The sequence below is a fragment of the Brasilonema sennae CENA114 genome, assembly GCF_006968745.1.
GTDB lineage: Bacteria > Cyanobacteriota > Cyanobacteriia > Cyanobacteriales > Nostocaceae > Brasilonema > Brasilonema sennae.
Genome location: NZ_CP030118.1, coordinates 4,278,459 through 4,295,716 on the forward strand (window position 1 = coordinate 4,278,459; position 17,258 = coordinate 4,295,716).

The 17,258-nt window shown below is 43.7% G+C and carries 16 protein-coding genes and 1 tRNA gene; 7 read left to right on the top strand and 10 right to left on the bottom strand.

The genetic code is table 11. The annotated features are described in order from the left end of the window. Positions 1 to 264: 264 nt before the first annotated feature. The 4 genes from thrB to DP114_RS18255 form a co-directional block, all read right to left on the bottom strand. Positions 265 to 1,242, bottom strand: coding sequence for a homoserine kinase (thrB, locus tag DP114_RS18240; RefSeq protein ID WP_171976760.1), 978 nt, complete (start codon positions 1,240 to 1,242; stop codon positions 265 to 267). Between the two features lie 125 nt (positions 1,243 to 1,367). Next, the gene (locus DP114_RS18245; protein ID WP_169263422.1) at positions 1,368 to 2,171 is read right to left on the bottom strand and encodes a tetratricopeptide repeat protein; all 804 of its coding nucleotides are present in this window, start codon (positions 2,169 to 2,171) and stop codon (positions 1,368 to 1,370) included. A gap of 112 nt (positions 2,172 to 2,283) precedes the next feature. Continuing rightward, on the bottom strand, positions 2,284 to 3,207 hold the full coding sequence (locus DP114_RS18250; protein ID WP_171976761.1) for a ribonuclease D: 924 nt from the start codon (positions 3,205 to 3,207) through the stop codon (positions 2,284 to 2,286). Between the two features lie 336 nt (positions 3,208 to 3,543). Then, positions 3,544 to 4,173 carry a type I restriction endonuclease gene (locus tag DP114_RS18255; protein WP_171976762.1) on the bottom strand — a complete coding sequence of 210 codons (630 nt, stop codon included), beginning with the start codon at positions 4,171 to 4,173 and terminating at the stop codon, positions 3,544 to 3,546. 256 nt (positions 4,174 to 4,429) lie between these two features. Here DP114_RS18255 and DP114_RS18260 point away from each other — a divergent pair, with 256 nt between their 5' ends. Together DP114_RS18260 and DP114_RS18265 are read left to right on the top strand one after the other, a co-directional pair. After that, a complete protein-coding gene (locus DP114_RS18260) occupies positions 4,430 to 4,870 on the top strand; it encodes a hypothetical protein (RefSeq protein WP_171976763.1) in 441 nt (146 codons plus the stop codon). A 51-nt stretch (positions 4,871 to 4,921) separates the two neighbouring features. After that, positions 4,922 to 7,447, top strand: a complete 2,526-nt coding sequence (locus DP114_RS18265) for a tetratricopeptide repeat protein (RefSeq protein WP_256379269.1) — start codon at positions 4,922 to 4,924, stop codon at positions 7,445 to 7,447. A 72-nt stretch (positions 7,448 to 7,519) separates the two neighbouring features. On the opposite strand, the gene DP114_RS18270 is transcribed toward DP114_RS18265, so the two are convergent. From DP114_RS18270 to hisF, 6 genes are all read right to left on the bottom strand, one after another. Further along, complete coding sequence (locus tag DP114_RS18270; RefSeq protein ID WP_171976764.1) at positions 7,520 to 7,933, bottom strand: putative toxin-antitoxin system toxin component, PIN family; 414 nt, start codon at positions 7,931 to 7,933, stop codon at positions 7,520 to 7,522. Then, the gene (locus DP114_RS18275) at positions 7,923 to 8,171 is read right to left on the bottom strand and encodes a hypothetical protein (protein ID WP_171976765.1); all 249 of its coding nucleotides are present in this window, start codon (positions 8,169 to 8,171) and stop codon (positions 7,923 to 7,925) included. The genes DP114_RS18270 and DP114_RS18275 overlap by 11 nt, the downstream gene beginning before the upstream one ends. A 132-nt stretch (positions 8,172 to 8,303) precedes the next feature. Beyond that, a complete protein-coding gene (locus DP114_RS18280; RefSeq protein ID WP_171976766.1) occupies positions 8,304 to 8,882 on the bottom strand; it encodes a Uma2 family endonuclease in 579 nt (192 codons plus the stop codon). A 175-nt stretch (positions 8,883 to 9,057) separates the two neighbouring features. Then, positions 9,058 to 9,130: transfer RNA gene (locus DP114_RS18285), tRNA-Ala, on the bottom strand. A 202-nt stretch (positions 9,131 to 9,332) separates the two neighbouring features. Then, positions 9,333 to 9,524 carry a hypothetical protein gene (locus DP114_RS18290; protein WP_169267203.1) on the bottom strand — a complete coding sequence of 64 codons (192 nt, stop codon included), beginning with the start codon at positions 9,522 to 9,524 and terminating at the stop codon, positions 9,333 to 9,335. 104 nt (positions 9,525 to 9,628) lie between these two features. Beyond that, complete coding sequence (gene hisF, locus DP114_RS18295; protein WP_169267202.1) at positions 9,629 to 10,396, bottom strand: imidazole glycerol phosphate synthase subunit HisF; 768 nt, start codon at positions 10,394 to 10,396, stop codon at positions 9,629 to 9,631. 489 nt (positions 10,397 to 10,885) lie between these two features. On the opposite strand from hisF, the gene ruvB reads away from it, so the two are divergent. From ruvB to DP114_RS18320, 5 genes are all read left to right on the top strand, one after another. Beyond that, positions 10,886 to 11,986, top strand: a complete 1,101-nt coding sequence (ruvB, locus tag DP114_RS18300) for a Holliday junction branch migration DNA helicase RuvB (protein WP_169267210.1) — start codon at positions 10,886 to 10,888, stop codon at positions 11,984 to 11,986. A 69-nt stretch (positions 11,987 to 12,055) separates the two neighbouring features. Further along, positions 12,056 to 12,862, top strand: a complete 807-nt coding sequence (locus DP114_RS18305; protein WP_169267201.1) for a tetratricopeptide repeat protein — start codon at positions 12,056 to 12,058, stop codon at positions 12,860 to 12,862. 242 nt (positions 12,863 to 13,104) lie between these two features. After that, positions 13,105 to 13,872: an SDR family NAD(P)-dependent oxidoreductase gene (locus tag DP114_RS18310; protein ID WP_171976767.1), complete on the top strand. Its 768-nt coding sequence runs from the start codon at positions 13,105 to 13,107 to the stop codon at positions 13,870 to 13,872. 121 nt (positions 13,873 to 13,993) lie between these two features. After that, the gene (locus DP114_RS18315) at positions 13,994 to 15,556 is read left to right on the top strand and encodes a GMC family oxidoreductase (RefSeq protein ID WP_171978232.1); all 1,563 of its coding nucleotides are present in this window, start codon (positions 13,994 to 13,996) and stop codon (positions 15,554 to 15,556) included. 174 nt (positions 15,557 to 15,730) lie between these two features. After that, positions 15,731 to 17,116: a cytochrome P450 gene (locus tag DP114_RS18320; RefSeq protein WP_370469288.1), complete on the top strand. Its 1,386-nt coding sequence runs from the start codon at positions 15,731 to 15,733 to the stop codon at positions 17,114 to 17,116. The last annotated feature ends 142 nt before the right edge of the window (positions 17,117 to 17,258 follow it).

A 17,258-nucleotide genomic window follows, 5' to 3' on the forward strand; every position in this document is an offset into this window, starting at 1 on the left:
CAATTTGTTATGTTAACTCTGCCCTAGGAGGGTTCTGTGGGAAAGACAGGGAGCCGGGAGCAGGGAGCCGGGAGCCGGGAGCAGGGAGCCGGGAGCCGGGAATAGAGAACAGGGAAGAAGGGGGATGGTGTTTGTTTGATTCGTTGCGAGTGTGTAACGGTGCTAGTTAAAGGCTCAGTACTTAAATAAAAAGACAGAGATAGTTACCTATAACTATCTGATAAATACGGTTGACATATCAGCAAAAGTTTCAGAGTGTAAAATTTAATTTATAGTTTGGAATTTTGAATTGATTTGTGCCCCTTGAGTATCAACACAGAGCGATCGCACCTCTGGTTTTATTCCCTCCTCCATCCAAGCTGCTGTCATCGCTTGCGCCACAGCTTGAGAATGCGCCTTATCCGTCAAAGCCAACAATGTTGGACCAGCACCACTAATCACCATCCCATAAGCACCAGCTTCAACAGCAGCAGAATACACCGCATCGTAACCTCGAATCAATGCTTTTCGATAAGGCTGATGCAACCTATCTTGCAAAGCAGCCCTCAACCAATCACCCTTGCCAGTTTCCAAACCACGCAACAACAACCCCAGATGCGCCGCATTAAAAATCGCATCCGCACGACTTACCTCAGTAGGCAAAACCTGACGCGCCTGCTTTGTTGAAAGCTCAAAATCTGGAATCGCCACGACTGGTACAATCTCCTCACACCAAGGAACCTCACAAACCTCCCACTCTCTGTGCTCTCTGTGCCTCTGCGGTTCACCTTCTACCCCCGTCGCCGCCAACCGACATCCTCCCAACAAAGCTGGTACCACATTATCTGGATGTCCTTCTAGAGCGATCGCCAACTCCATCACTTCCAACTGGCTCAAAGGCTCCCCCGCCAACAAATTCGCACCAACCAACCCACCGACAATTGCTGTCGCCGAACTCCCCAAACCCCGCGCCAGTGGAACACCAAGATGAATCTCAATCTCTACAGGTGGCGGTGTCTGCTCTGTGTGTTGATAAAATTTCACAAACGCTTGATAGAGCAAATTACTTTCATCAGTGACAACTCGTTCAGCCTCCGCACCTGTGACAGTAATTTTCACTCCCTCAAGGTAAGGCGGTATATCAAGGCGAGTGAACTTAAACTCGTTGTACAGCGTTAGAGCCGCACCAATACAATCAAAACCTGGTCCTAAATTGGCAGTTGTGCCTGGAACAGTGATAGATACAGAAGAAAGAACAGACATTTGTCAGTAAAAACTAATTAATCAACCAGCATCTCATGTAACTGATTAATTTGCTCAGCAGTTATCTGAATCTCTTCTGTAACGTAATCCAATGTGTTGTTCTAAATACTTGAAAGCGTCTAGCCCTACTGCCCTAACTCCTGAATATTATTCATCACTTGTTGATAGAGTATTTTATTATTCTGTTTATCAAAGATTTCTGCTGCTCGCTGCAAGTCTTGCCTAGCTTTTTCTTTATCACCTAGCGCAGCATAGGCATTTCCTCGGTTATTGTATGCTGCGGCAAAATTAGGAGCAAGACGAATCGCTTCGTTATAATCTGTGATTGCTCCCTCTATATCTTTTTGAGCACTGCGAGCATTACCTCGATTGTTGTAAGCAACAGCATATTGAGGATTGAGGCGAATCGCTTGGCTGTAATCCTTTACCGCCTGGTTTTTATCTTTATTTGTTGAAAAAGCATTACCTCGATTATTGTAAGCAACAGCATATTTAGGATTGAGGCGAATCGCTTGGCTGTAATCGTCTATCGCTCCGTCTCTGTCTCCTTGTGCGGCGCGAGCATTTCCTCGATTATTATAAGCTTGAGCATCGTTAGAATTTATGCTCAGCGCTTGGTTGTAATCTTCTATCGCCCCCTGCTGATCTCCTATATCAAAGCGAGCAAGTCCCCGACTGTTATATGCAGTTCCATAGTTGGGAGTGAGGTTAATTGCTTTGGTATAAGAAGCGATCGCTCCTTGTGAATCCCCTTTAATTTGCTGATACTGGCCTTCAATATAAAAGTCTTTAGATTGAGATGGTGTTGCTACAGGGCGTCCAATAGGACGAACTCCAATTTCTGTTACTAAAACATCGTCACTGTTACTACAGGAAACGGTTGTAAGGGCGACAAATGCGGTAAACGCAGCTATGCAGACAGCTTTCATTCTTTACCAGTCATCCTTTGAAGAAATATAGGGAACGCTTAACAGTGAACAGTAAACAGTGAACAGTAAACTGATAACTGATAACTGGTAACTGATAACTGATAACTGTTCATCACTCATCAGTATTTTCGTGACTTTCTTGATTTTTGGGAATCAGTCGCCAAGCAGTGGTTTTCTCAATATTTACAGACAATTGTTCCAAATTTTCTCCTAAATCTTTTTGTAGCTTTTGAGTTAGTGTAATTGGAAAATCGAAATCTATGTCTTGAGTTTGTACTAGCTTTGCGAGTTCTACAAATGCTACCTTCACTGTTTTTCGCTCAGAGGAAGAAAGCTTGAAGTAGGAACTTTCTGGTAGATTCTGAGCAAGCATAGCTTTTTTTATTCGCTCTTGTAAATGCGCGAATTCCGAGTCTATGAGTTTCCATTGTTGCTCAAGCTGTGCATATCTTGCATTCAGTGATGTTAGGTTTTCTGTGGTAGGCTCTGGATTAATTTCTTTGTTTAATTCTATCAAACGTTGATGGATTTGAGCAAGATAAATGCAGTCTAGGTAAGCATACTCTATTTGTTCTTCTGTGAGTGGTCGCTTTCCCCAGTCGCTGGTTTGTTCTTGTTTCTCTATATTCTTAAAATCACAAAGTTCTGCTGCTAATGTTTTTAATTGGTAGTTAGGTACTGGTAAGGCATAGTAGGGAATTTTTTTTGCCATTTCCAGAGTGCAAGTGATATTTGTAGCCTTTTTGTTACCCAGATATTTCACATCAAAGTTAGCATTATGAAAAACTTTTTCAATTTGGGGATTGAGCATAATTTTGTCAATGAACTCAGCCACAATATCAGGATGATTGAGTACATCTAAAATATGGGTGTGTTCGCCACTCAAGTCTGTTGGATCATCTAATACCTGAATCAGTGATAGTCTCGGACTACGACTTTTGTATTCTGCGATTTCTGTATCAATCCACAAAGTATGAGCTTGAGTATATTCAGCAACAAGAGAACGCATTTCGCTAGCTGAAGTCAAATATGGCATGGGGTGAATTTGCGGAAAAATGGGCAAGAGGAATTAAGTCCTAGTTTCCCAAGTTAGCATTTTATGAGTAATTTTTCTGGTGTTATATTTACGGAAGGCGGATTTGCAACAAGGAGATAACTCGCGGTGGTTCCGAGAAGCGGGGATTGTCTCTATTGTGACTTAACCTCCAATCGTGACACTCTAAGCTGTTCCACATTTAATTTGCATTTTAAACCGCAGAGGCGCAGAGGAAGCAGAGTAAGAGATAAAAGAGCTTGATACTTTTTATCAAAATTTTAAATTATGCAAGTTAGATGTGTTTTAGTTTATACTCTAGAAAATTTTAGTTATGTCCTACTGACTAAGTATTAATTCACTCAAGAGTTTTAATACACTTAAAACCTGTTGTAGTTCACTTTCTTTCTCTATTGATAAAGCATAAGAACGAGCATATTTTGGTTTTTCTTGCTGAACTAATTTTACGAAAACAAACTCTCTACCGTTGACAAGTAACCCAAAAGTCGGCTGTTCAATATTGGGAGTATCAAGCATATAAGCTAGTGCTTGGGGTAATGCAGTTATCACATCAAATTTAGTGCTTTTTGATTCTATAACCAAGATCCAAAGACGTTTTTGTATAACCAAAACATCAATATTGCCTTTGACTACAATGCTTTCATCTTCAGCAGAAATCTCAGTAGAAGTTTCGGTTTCAATCTCGAAAGATGGTTGATAAAAGCCAGCTAAATCTAGCAGTGGAGACAGGACTACCATCTTCACTGCTTCTTCTGACATTGGGCGACGTTTAGTTAAATTGAAATAGTTGCTTTTAACTCGTTCCAAAGAGAATCTTTCTCTATCAGTCAGTGGTGGTAAGTTCTCTACCCATTCTGTAAAAAAATCAGCGCTTGTAATTAATTCCAATCCAAATTTTTCTTCTAAATCGTAAAGACTGATATCTCGCGCTTGAATTGTTTTTACCATAATTACTGAAACATGCGGCTGGAAAATGGGGAATACATTAGTATTGTATGTTATTGCGCTCGAAGCCCTTACACCGTTCGGACGTTCGGCGAAGCTTCGACGCCGCTCAGCTTCCGCTCAGTCGAGCCGCTGAGCGCTCACCTTGGCGTTGCCCTTACTCCCTACTTTTTGTGAGATTTTTTACCACGTTTCCGGAACATCGAACTCAAGTTATGTAGTCAGAAGTAAGTATTAAGACGAATATGTAAAGTAGCAGATGGAACCACTCACCGCAGGGGCGATCGCAATTGGGACTGTGATTGCGACTAAGGCTTTAGAAAAAACGGGCGAAAAGGTAGGAGAAACTCTATGGAATAAAACTGGTGAGTTTCTCGTCACCCTCAAAAAACACTCTCCCCATACTGTAGTTGCTATTGAAAAAGCGCCATCTCAACCACTTGACTATGGTAAAGCAGTATTGGAGGTAGAATCAGTAGCTAAAGCTCATCCTCAAGTAAATCTTGCTGTGCAAGAATTAGTAGCAGCAGCACAAGCTAATCCACCATTGAATTTAGCTGATGCATTGAAAGAAATAAAAGCAGCTGTAGAGAAATCTCAACATCCAGATGCTCCAGCTTTTATTCAAAACATCCAAAAAGCTATTAATGCGGCTCAAACTCAAACCATTGACCAACGCAATAGTACTTTCAACATTTGACTGCAGTCGTCCGAACGGGAACGGACAAAGTTAACTCCCCCAAATAATGTTGTGTTTCAAGGTTCTGCTAACTTTGTAGGCAGACAGCATGAACTTTCCCTACTGCAAGAATTGTTGCAGCAACCAGGCGCAGTGGCTATTTCTGCGGTTTCTGGTATGGGTGGTGTTGGCAAAACCGAACTCGCAACGCAATATGCACGTCAACATCAAGCGGATTACCCTGGTGGGATTTGCTGGTTAAATGCCAGAGAATCGAATCTGGCTGCAGAAATAGTGCAGTTTGCTCAGTTGTACATGAATCTGGAAGTACCGCAGCAGGATTTGCGGGGAAGGCTGTTGAGTCTTAACGAACAGGTACACTGGTGTTGGCAGCACTGGCAACCAACAGAAGGACTCGCGTTGGTGGTGTTGGATGATATCATAGATTTGGGGAGTTGTCGAGAGTTCCTGCCAACGGCTCATCGCTTCCGTGTGTTGATGACAACACGGTTGCGAAATCTAGATTCTAATATTGAGGAGATATCTCTGGATGTGCTGTCACCAGAAGAAGCTTTGCAATTGTTGACAAAGCTGGTGGGTGAAAGACGAGTGCAAAAGGAAGAGGAAACAGCGAAACTCTTGTGTGAATGGCTGGGATATCTTCCTTTGGGTTTGGAATTGGTGGGGCGATATTTGGCTAAAAAACCTCCTCATTGGACTTTAGCTAAGATGTTGCAACGGCTGAAACAGCAGCGACTCCAAGATGAAGCGATAAACCGCCATCAAAAGCAATTGCAACAAACCCTGAGTACAGCACAGCTTGGGGTTCTGGCTGCATTTGAATTAAGTTGGCTGGAACTTGCTGCTACGACACAGCGTGTCGGTGAGTTATTAAGCTTATTTGCACCGGATATTTTTGCTTGGGAATGGGTAGAGTCTGCAACTTCTCGGCTGAATTGGGATGCAAGTGAAGTTGAAACAGCAGTTGGGCAACTTTACGAGCGTCATTTGATTCAATGGGTGGAAGATAAAAGTGGAGATTTCGATGATTCCTACAAAATTCATCCCTTAATTCGGGAGTTTTTGAAACTCAAGCGAGCAGCATCTGAACAAGTTGATGAGTTGAAACAGGACTTACGCACGAACAACATAACTACTGTCATTGCGAGCGAAGGGAAGCAATCTCAACCCGCTCTTTTTCGTAGCGCGTGCGTAAGTCCTATGAAACGCGCTTTTGCAGAAACTTTTATCGCGATTGCTAAGACAATCCCCTATTCGCCAACCCGTCGTGATATTGAATCCGTCAAAGATGCTATTCCACATTTAGCAGAAGTGGCACAAAATCTGACTGATGCAGTCAGTGATGAAAATTTACCTTGGGTTTTTACTGGCTTGGGTAGATTTTATGAAGGACAGGGTTTGTATGCGCTGGCTCAACCTTGGTTAGAGCAATGTGTATCAGTCGTACAATCCCGTTTGGGAGAAGAGCATCCCGATGTCGCCGCCAGTTACAACAACTTGGCTCTCCTCTACTATTTCCAAGGACGGTACACTAATGCTGAACCACTCTACATCAAAGCTTTGGAACTAAGACAACGCTTGCTAGGAGAAGAGCATCCCGATGTCGCCAACAGTTACAACAACTTGGCTGAACTCTACCGTTCCCAAGGACGGTACACTGAAGCTGAACCTCTGTACATCAATGCATTGGAACTAAGGCTACGCCTGCTAGGAGAAGAGCATCCCGATATCGCCTTAAGTTACAACAACTTGGCTCTCCTCTACTATTCGCAAGGACGGTACACTGATGCAGAGCCACTTTTAATCAAAGCATTGGAACTAAGGCTACGCCTACTGGGACAAGAGCACCCTGATGTCGCCGCTAGTTACAACAACTTGGCAGCACTCTACGATTCCCAAGGAAGGTACATTGAAGCAGAGCCACTCTACATCAAAGCTTTGGAACTGTTGCAACGCCTGCTGGGAGATGAGCATCCATATGTCGCCGCCAGTTACAACAACTTGGCATTTCTCTACGATTCCCAAAGACGGTACACTGAAGCTGAACCTCTCTACATCAAAGCATTGGAACTAAGACGACGCCTGCTGGGAGATGAGCACCCTGATGTCGCCTTAAGTTTCAACAACTTGGCAGCACTCTACAAATCCCAAGGACGGTACACCCAAGCAGAACCACTTTTAATCAAAGCATTGGAACTATACCAACGCCTCCTAGGAGAAGAGCATCCCGATGTCGCCACCAGTTACAACAACTTGGCAGCACTCTACGATTCCCAAGGACGGTACACAGAAGCTGAACCACTCTACATCAAAGCTTTGGAACTAAGGCAACGCCTGCTAGGAGATGAGCATCCCTCTGTCGCCACCAGTTACAACAACTTGGCTACACTCTACAAATCCCTTGGACGGTACACTGAAGCAGAACCTCTCTACATCAAAGCATTGGAAATTGCTGAACGTAGCTTAGGAGTCAATCATCCCAACACAATCACTTTCCGTAAAAATTTGCAACTCTTACGCGATAATCGCCAGTCTTATAACAGTGAACACTTCGACAAGCTCAGTGCATCGCAGTGAACACTTCGACAAGCTCAGTGCATCGCAGTGAACAGTGAACAGTGAACTGATAACTGATAACTAATAGCGGTACTAGTTCCTCGCCAAAAATTCTTGAACAGTCAGAATCTCAATGCCCCGAAATGAGTTTAGCACTAGTAAATCATCATCTCCGGTAACAATACACTCTGCTTGACCACTCACTGCCAATTCCAGATACTTGTTATCTTTTGGATCTCGGCATTCCGAAATCTGTTCAGTCACATCAATAAACTGAGCGGTTTGAGTTAAATCCTCTAGCAATTCTTGCCGCCTTTCCTCGGTGAGATATCTATCAAATTTAGGACGATATAAAACCTCTCTTAACTCTGAGAAGACAGAACTGGAGAATATGAGAACACCAATATCTTGAGCTTGATCCAATGCCTGACGTGGCTTGCTTTGACTAAACAAAAATGCGCTAATCAATACGTTAGTATCAAAAACAAACCGTTGTTTATTCGTCATCATTCAAAATCGATTCTAAAATTTCAGGCGTTAATCCTCGCTCTTGTGCTTCAAGGCTAGCTTTATCCATCGTGTTTCTTAGACGGGCGATAGCTTCTTGTCTATCAATTGTAAATTGAGACTGCATAATTACCGCAATCTTGAGTTGCAATTGTTCACGCTCTTCTTCAGAGGCATTGCGGTATGCCTCTGCTACCTCAGACGGCACTTTGATGGTAATTTCTTCTGTAGTAATCATAGTCTGTTCGCTTTTCTCATCTTTCAATAAGTTTCCCCGGTTTTGGGATGTACAAAAGCATACAACCATAACCATTGAAACCACCAATTGACATCAGCAATTAGTGTTTTCGCTTCGTTTCTGGCAATGATATTATCCCCAAATTTTTTGTAGATTGAGTATAAAACCAGGTAAAACATCCTCCCCTGAAAGAGTTTGAGGTAATTTTAAAACTTCCACATCTTGTTTGGGACGATAAATTTCTACTTCCTGTTTTTTTCTGTTTATCAACCAACCCAAACGACACCCATTTTCCATATATTCTTGCATCTTATTCTGAGTTTTTTTCAAGCTGTCGTTAGGTGAAAGTATCTCAATGACAAAATCAGGACACAGAGGAATAAATTTTTCTTTTTGTTCTTTAGTCAAAGCATCCCAACGAGATTTTTCTACCCAAGAAACATCAGGAGAACGGTCAGCACCATTTGGTAAAGTAAATCCAGTTGATGAATCAAAAACTTCGCCCCCGTGGTTTTTTTCATTCCATAATCCTACTTGAAGAATTAAATTAACATTGCTTCTCCCTGTTTCTCCTCCCGTCGGTGGCATTATAATTAATTCTCCCTGGGCATTTCGTTCTAATTTTAAATCGGAGTTTTCTTCACACAGTTGATAAAACTGCTCTCTAGTCAGTTTAATTATAGAGTTAAGGTTTAATGTAAGTGCTGTCATAGGAGTATCTCTCGTTTTTGTTCGCTGAGTGAGTTACAAACCTATATCTATTTTGTCTCACACCGTATTTCTTATACTCTTATACTGTGGACGTCACCCTCAGCCATCAGGCAGAGTGGGGAAAATGTCAAGACATTAATCCTTTAAAAATGACAAGAATTCTTTAATATTCAAATGGAGCTAAGCGGATTCGAACCGCTGACCCCCTCAATGCCATTGAGGTGCTCTACCAACTGAGCTATAACCCCGCAAATAACAATTCAAAATTCAAAATATGTCCTGCGGACACGCTACGCGAACAAAGTTCAAAATTAAAGACCTTTTTAGTTAGGGATTTAATTTACGAGAACGCATTTGCTATTCTACTTTAACAATATCCTGTTTGTCAATATCGCTGCTCGTCAATTGTTAATGAGTGCCATGAGCCACTAGCCAATGGCAATGACTAACTTAAGAGAGTTGCAGCAAGTAGGTTATACAATGCCCCATCAGGAAGTAAACCACTAACATAGCCGCTGCTGCTAGGGCAACAAGTGTACCAGCTAACATTAAAGAAAATTCTTTGCTTTCATATGCTTTTTCCATCAAATGCAGCGACCAGGCTACTAGCGCCACATCAAAAACTAAAATTGGTATCAACATATGTCTTAAAATTATTAATTATTGTTAACTTATATTAACACTGTTTTCAAAAAATGTCTTTAACTACTCTTTGGGTTAGATTGACAAAGAGTTGCAACTTAGGCTTACATTCTGACGGGAACTTGGCGATCGCGCAGATAAGTCTTGACTTCAGCTACGCTTAACTGTCCGTAATGTAAAAGTGAGGCAAGTAATGCTGCTTCTGCTTGAGCTTCTGTGAGTGCGGTATAGATATGTTCACAATTGCCTGCACCGCCAGATGCAACGACTGGAATTTGTACAGATTGAGCGATCGCCCGAGTCAACTCTATGTCATAACCAGCTTGAGTACCATCAGCATCCATACTTGTTACTAGCAGTTCTCCAGCACCGCGTTTTTCGACTTCTTGCGCCCAAAACAGGGCATCAATACCAGTATTTTCTCTACCACCTCGCACAAAAACATCCCAACCAGGGTGATTGGGGTCTAGTCGTCGTCTGGCATCAATTGCAACGACTATACATTGATTTCCAAAACGGTCACTCGCTCGATTAATAAAATCTGGGTCGCGTACCGCCGTAGAATTAATACTAACCTTGTCTGCTCCAGCTCGTAAAAGATTTTTAACATTTTCTAAGGATTGGATCCCACCACCGACAGTGAGGGGAATAAAGACCTGTTCTGCAGTTCGGTACACCACGTCGATAATAGTGTCGCGGTCTTCATGAGTGGCTGTAATATCTAGAAACACTAACTCATCTGCCCCGGCATCGTTGTAAACCTTTGCCAGTTCTACTGGATCGCCTGCATCCCTCAAGTTAACAAAGTTAACTCCTTTAACAACTCGTCCTGCCTTCACATCCAGACACGGTAAGATTCTTTTAGCTAGCATGAGTAGTTTTACACTCCTGTGATAATTATCTAAAACTGAAATTTTAAATTTGCCAGAGTATTACAGAAACAACATTTTCGCACGTGAACAGGGGTTCAGGGAAATAACAGTATGAGGGAAAATGTAAAGTGTAGCTCGTGAATCTGTGTATTGTGAACTTGGATTGTGAACACTGAATACTTATCGTAAATTAAAGGGTTCGCTGACCCCTTCGTCTATACGTAGTACGCCAGATGCCAACTCCTGCGGATACGCTGCGCGTTCGCCTCCGGCGTGCGCTTTGCGCTTACAAGTCGGGAAACCCGCCCACGGCACCGCCTCCTCAGTTTGAGTCGGAATTTAAATGGAAAAATGAAAGACTCTTTCATTTTGAATTTTGTTCGCGTAGCGTGTCCGCAGGACATATTTTGAATTTTGAATTCTTATTCACCCTACCGTTTTACGCTCAACACTGCAAAAGTCGTATATCCAAAATCAATAGCAGTCATTATGGCGATTATCTCCTCAAAAAAACAGCCCCAAGAACCCAACAAAGAACCAAAGCAGCGGCGTGAGGTGGCGAAAGCGCCTCCTAAAGAGAATCTTTTGCAACCCGAAGCAGCTGTTGATGAAGGTAAGCAAGAAGAAAGTATACGCCCACAACGATTTGCGGACTATATCGGACAAAAAGATTTAAAGGACGTCCTAGATATTGCCATAAAAGCAGCCAAGTCTCGGGGTGAGGTGCTAGATCATCTACTGTTGTATGGTCCTCCAGGATTGGGGAAAACCACAATGGCTATGATACTGGCGTCTGAGATGGGAGTAAATTGCAAAATTACGAGTGCGCCAGCTTTAGAACGTCCCAGAGATATTGTTGGGCTATTGGTGAATCTCAAGCCAGGAGATGTTTTGTTTATTGATGAAATTCATCGTTTGTCGCGGATGAGCGAAGAAATTTTATACCCAGCGATGGAGGATTATCGCTTAGATATTACGATTGGTAAGGGTTCTAGCACCAAGACTCGCAGCTTACCACTATCAAAGTTTACCTTGGTTGGGGCAACAACTCGTGCCGGGGCGTTGAGTTCACCGTTGCGCGATCGCTTTGGCTTAATTCAAAAACTGAGATTTTATGAAGTTGATGAACTGAGTAAAATTGTCTTACGCAGCGCTCAATTACTCCAAACGAATATCACTGACGATGGTGCCGCAGAAGTTGCCCGTCGTTCGCGGGGAACACCACGTATTGCTAATAGATTACTAAAACGAGTCCGTGATTATGCGCAAGTCAAATCATTCAATGAGGTGAATGAACAAGTTGCAGCAGAAGCATTGCAACTATTTCAAGTTGATCCTTGCGGTTTAGATTGGACAGACCGTCGGATGTTGAGTGTGATTATTGAACAGTTTAATGGTGGTCCGGTGGGATTGGAAACCATCGCTGCAGCAACGGGTGAGGATACACAAACTATTGAGGAAGTGTATGAACCATATCTGATGCAGATTGGCTATTTAAGCCGGACGACCCGTGGTAGAGTGGCGACACCCACAGCTTACAAGCATTTAGGTTTTAAACCTCCAAATGAACAGTTGTCATTATTGCCGTAAATTTGATCAACACTTCCAGTGATAATGAGTTTTGAATTTGGAACCGCAGATGGACGCAGAGAAACGCAGATGATGAGACTAATTATTATTTTTCTAAGTCTGTTGCTGGTGTTTGGGTGGGGTGAGGTTGCCATAGCAGAAACAAAATCCCCCAATTTCACTGCAGAACAGTTACAGCAAGGCGATGAGTTAGCGAATAAGGCAATTGCCGCTACTAATAAAGGTGATTTTGGCACGGCGGAACGGTACTGGACGCAAATTCTTGAGCAATTTCCCGATAATCCAGCGGTTTGGAGTAATCGAGGAAATTCTAGGGTTAGTCAAAATAAGTTGCAAGAAGCACTCGCAGATTATAATAAGGCGGTAGAATTAGCTCCGAATGTAACTGACCCCTACTTGAATCGTGGTACGGCGTTGGAAGGTCTGGGAAAATGGGATGAGGCGATCGCAGATTATAATCACGTTCTAGAACTTGACCCCAAAGATGCAATGGCATATAACAATCGAGGAAATGCCTATGCTGGTTTGAGGAAGTGGCAAGAGGCGATCGCCGACTACAAAAAATCCAACGAAATTGCCCCGAATTTTGCCTTTGCCCGTGCGAACTATGTTCTTGCCCTTTATGAAACTGGTAAAGTAGACGAAGCAATTCGGGAAATGCGGAACATTCTCCGTAAATATCCTAACTTTGCAGATGTACGTGCTGCTATTACTGCAGCCTACTGGCAAAAGGGAAAACAAGGTGAAGCGGAGAGTAACTGGGTGTCAGCAGTTGGACTGGATGCGCGTTACAAGGATATCGACTGGGTGACGAATGTTCGGCGATGGCCTCCTAGTATGGTGACGGCTTTGGATAAATTTTTGACACTCAAGTAAGATATATGTTTGGCAGAGGGCGTTTAAAGCAAAAGTAGGTTAATTTTGCAAGCCTTCTGTCAAAAAATTACGATTTATTTACATTTGTCCGCTATAGAATTAAGTGCATAAGTTGATTTTATTTGCACTTAATAAATAGATAAGGGGTTTTGACTTTAAGCGTCACAAATAAGCGTGCGTTCATTAAAGATGGCAGGAATTTCAGTGCAACGACTATTTCACAGTAGCAATACTTAGGTATTATGAATCGAGTCCAAGATAAAGTTGCAATTGTTACAGGCGCAGCACGAGGTATTGGTGGAGCAACAGCTCTACTTTTAGCAAAAGAAGGAGCCAAGGTTGCTGTCACAGATATTCTTGCGGATGAAGGTAAAACATTAGTACAAGAAATTCATAGTCATGGCTCAGAAGCTGATTACTGGCATTTAGACGTTTCCCAGGAAACTCAGGTCAAGCAAGTATTTGCTGAAGTTTACCGCAAGTGGGGAAAAATCGATATTTTAGTCAATAATGCCGGAATCGCTGGTATCAATAAACCCACTCATGAGATTTCTGAAGAAGAATGGAACACAGTGATGGCAATTAATACAAATGGGGTTTTTCTTTGTACTAAACACGCGATCGCTTATATGCTAAACACTGGTGGTGGTAGCATTATCAATCTGTCCTCAATTGCCGGGCTGGTTGGTTCACGTGGTTATCCACCCTATCATGCAGCTAAAGGTGCAGTACGTTTGATGACTAAAGCGAATGCAATACAATATGCAAAAAATAATATTCGCTTTAATTCTATTCATCCCGGCTTAATTTGGACAGCGATAGTAGAAGAACCTTTAAAAAAAACAGAAAACCCCACAGAAGTTTTGAAAGACTACGAAAAGCGAATCCCCGCAGGACGTCTAGGCAAACCAGATGATATTGCTTATGGAATACTTTACCTGGCTTCTGATGAGTCAAAGTATATGACAGGAGCGGAATTAGTCATTGATGGTGGCTATACAGCCCAGTAGTAACAAGTTGGTATGAAAAAGCAGGCGTTGCTGTGCATAATTTCATTCATGAAAGCAATTGGCTACGGTAGAGTTACCCTTAACGCCAGCACAATCCATTGTCAATAAAATTGCCAAGAATATGAAGTCCGGCACAAGTTTCCAGGATAAAGTTCATTCTGAGTATGACTACATTGTTATTGGTGCAGGTTCGGCCGGCTGCGTTGTTGCCAACCGAATGTCACAAAACAGCGACACAACCGTGTTACTCCTTGAAGCAGGCAACCCGGATACGAAACCGGAGATTCATATTCCGGCAGAAGTCGGCAGTCTACAAGGCTCCGAGGTGGACTGGGGCTATATCTCAGAACCAGAGCCGTACTTGAATCATCGCAAAATGTTTTGTCCCCGTGGCAAAGTTTTGGGCGGCAGCAGTTCAATTAATCTCATGATTTATATCCGGGGCAATCCTCACGATTATGACCACTGGGAATCGCTAGGAAATCCCGGCTGGTCGTACCAGCACGTTTTACCCTATTTTAAGAAATCTGAGAACCAGCAACGCGGTGCCGATGCTTACCACGGGGTTGATGGTGAGTTGAGCGTCACTGATTTGATTTCCCCTGGTGTAGTATCCCAACGCTTTGTCGATGCCTGTGTGGAACTGGGGTATGACCACAATCCTGATTTCAACGGGATGCAGCAGTCAGGGGCCGGACTCTATCAGTCAACAATCAAAGATGGTAAACGGCACAGTACCGCCGCTGCCTTCCTGGTGCCGATTCGCCAGCGTCCTAATTTGACGATAACGACAGGCGCGTTGGTGACTCGCTTGTTGTTTGAGGGAACCAGCGCTGTTGGAGTGGAATATCTGCACGAGGGAATGCTGCATCAGGTCAGGGTTAACCAGGAAGTCATTTTAAGTGCGGGCGCGTTCGATTCACCCAAGCTGCTGCTGCTTTCCGGCATTGGCGATGCAGAATACCTGCAAGGGCTGGGAATTTCTGTCGTGGCTGATTTGCCAGGGGTCGGTCAAAACCTGCAAGACCACCTTATCGTTCCGGTAGCCCAACAGACGACTCAAGAAATACACCCTGCCATCACCAGCAATGTGTCTGAAGCCGGACTGTTCTTCCATAGCGAGGGCAACCTGGAGGCTCCACCCGATGTCCAGTTCTTCTTCGGTCCTGATATATTTGTACCGCCTGGCTATGACCGTCCTGATTGGGGATTCACGGGTGTAGTCTCTTTGACTCATTTCCAAAACATTGGCAGTGTCAGTTTGCGCTCATCTGACCCCAAAGACCCTCCAGTCATACGGATGAACTATCTGCAAAGTGAAGCTGATGTGCGAAAGCTCGTTGCTGGGATTCGATTAATGCGGCAATTGTTTCAGTCCCGTGCTTTTGATGAGTTTGGCGGTAAGGAAGTTGCTCCGGGTGCTGGTGTTCAGAACGATGCAGCACTGGAAGCCTACATCCGGGAAACTTGCAGTACGGGACATCATCAGACTGGCACTTGCAAAATGGGCACTGACCCAATGGCAGTGGTAGACTCCGAACTGCGAGTACATGGGGTTAAGGGATTGCGGGTTGCGGATGCATCGATCATGCCAACTCTGGTCAGGGGCAACACAAACGCGCCCATCATTATGATTGGCGAAAAAGCAGCTGATTTCATTAAAGCCGCAGGTGGCATTTCATAGCAAGCACTGCATAAACTTGAGCAAGCATCACTGGAATAAACAATTTCAGCTTTACCGAAATGTACCTTTGTATCTTAAGAGAAATTGATATCGATTGGGTGGCAAATTTTCGGCGATCGCCTTCTAGTATGGTAACAGCGATAAGTTTTTGACATTGAAGTAGGGGCATTTATGATCAAATTACCTGATGGACCAAAAACTCCGCCTTGGTTGCAGCTATTACAGTGGATTGCTGACCCTTTAGGTTATATGGAAACGTCTTTCCAACGCTACGGAGATTTCTTCACCGCCCGTTGGGGAAATCTTTACCCCAAAGCGGTGTTCATCAGTAATCCGCAAGCAATTCAAGAAATTTTCACCGCTGATCCTAAACTGTTTGACTCTGGTCGAGGGAATGGGCTGGGAAAAGTCGTCGTAGGAGAACACTCTATACTTTTGTTGGATGGATCTAGCCACCAGCGTCGGCGACGCCTTTTAACCCCCCCTTTTCATGGTGAACGGATGCAAGCATATGGCGATTTGATTTGCACCCTCGCCAAACAAGTCAGCAGTCAGTGGACAATAGGCAAGCCCTTTTCTGTCCGGAAATCCATGCAAGAAATTAGTTTGCGCGTCATCTTGCAAGCTGTTTTTGGTCTCAATGAAGGACCGCGTTATGAGGAACTCAGACAACTGCTAGCAGAAATGATGGATATGACAGTCTCTCCTTTGCGGGCGTCTATGCTGTTCTTTAAGTTCTTGCAAAAGGATTTAGGGGCTTGGAGTCCGTGGGGAAGCTTTCGGCGTCGCCAGCAGCAAATTGATCGGCTACTCTACGCCGAAATTCAAGACAGGCGTAGACAAAACGACCTTGAACGCAGTGACATCCTCTCCTTAATGATTTCAGCTCGCGATGAGCAGGATCAGCAGATGACAGATGAAGAGTTGCACGATGAACTCATAACTCTGCTGTTAGCTGGTCACGAAACAACAGCCAGTTCTTTATGCTGGGCTTTATACTGGATTCACTATCAGCCCCAGGTACGGGACAAGCTACTGCAAGAACTCAATAGCCTTGGTGCAGATCCAGACCCCACAGACATTGTTCGTCTGCCATATCTGACTGCTGTGTGTCAAGAAACACTGCGTATTTATCCGCCATTATTCTTGACTTGGCCCCGGATTTTGAAAGCTCCTTTAAAGCTGGGAGACTATCACTTTGATACTGATACCGTACTGCTTCCTTGTATTTATCTGACTCACCAACGAGAGGATCTTTATCCAGAACCAAAACAGTTTAAACCGGAACGATTTTTAAAGCGGCAATACTCTCCATTTGAGTTTTTTGTTTTTGGTGGAAGCAATCGTCGCTGTGTTGGTGCGGCATTGGCTATGTTTGAAATGAAACTGGTAGTGGCGACAATCGTATCAAATTATCAATTAGCGCTGACTGATAGCCAACCAGTGAAACCACAGCGCCGAGGTTTCTTTCTCGCCCCTGCGGCTGGGTTCAAGATGATGATAACGGGCAGGCGCGTGCGTCAAGAGCAACCTAGTCAGCCTGTTGGCAGTTCAATTTAGCACTCAACTAGAGCTAGTGTGGAGTATGCGCTGATTTTGAGGACGCATCCCCACTACCATCCGCACACCCTCTGCTGGTTTGAGAAAATGGCAAGAGGCGATCGCCGTGGGTGGCAAATATTCGCCGAGCGTCTCCTAGTAT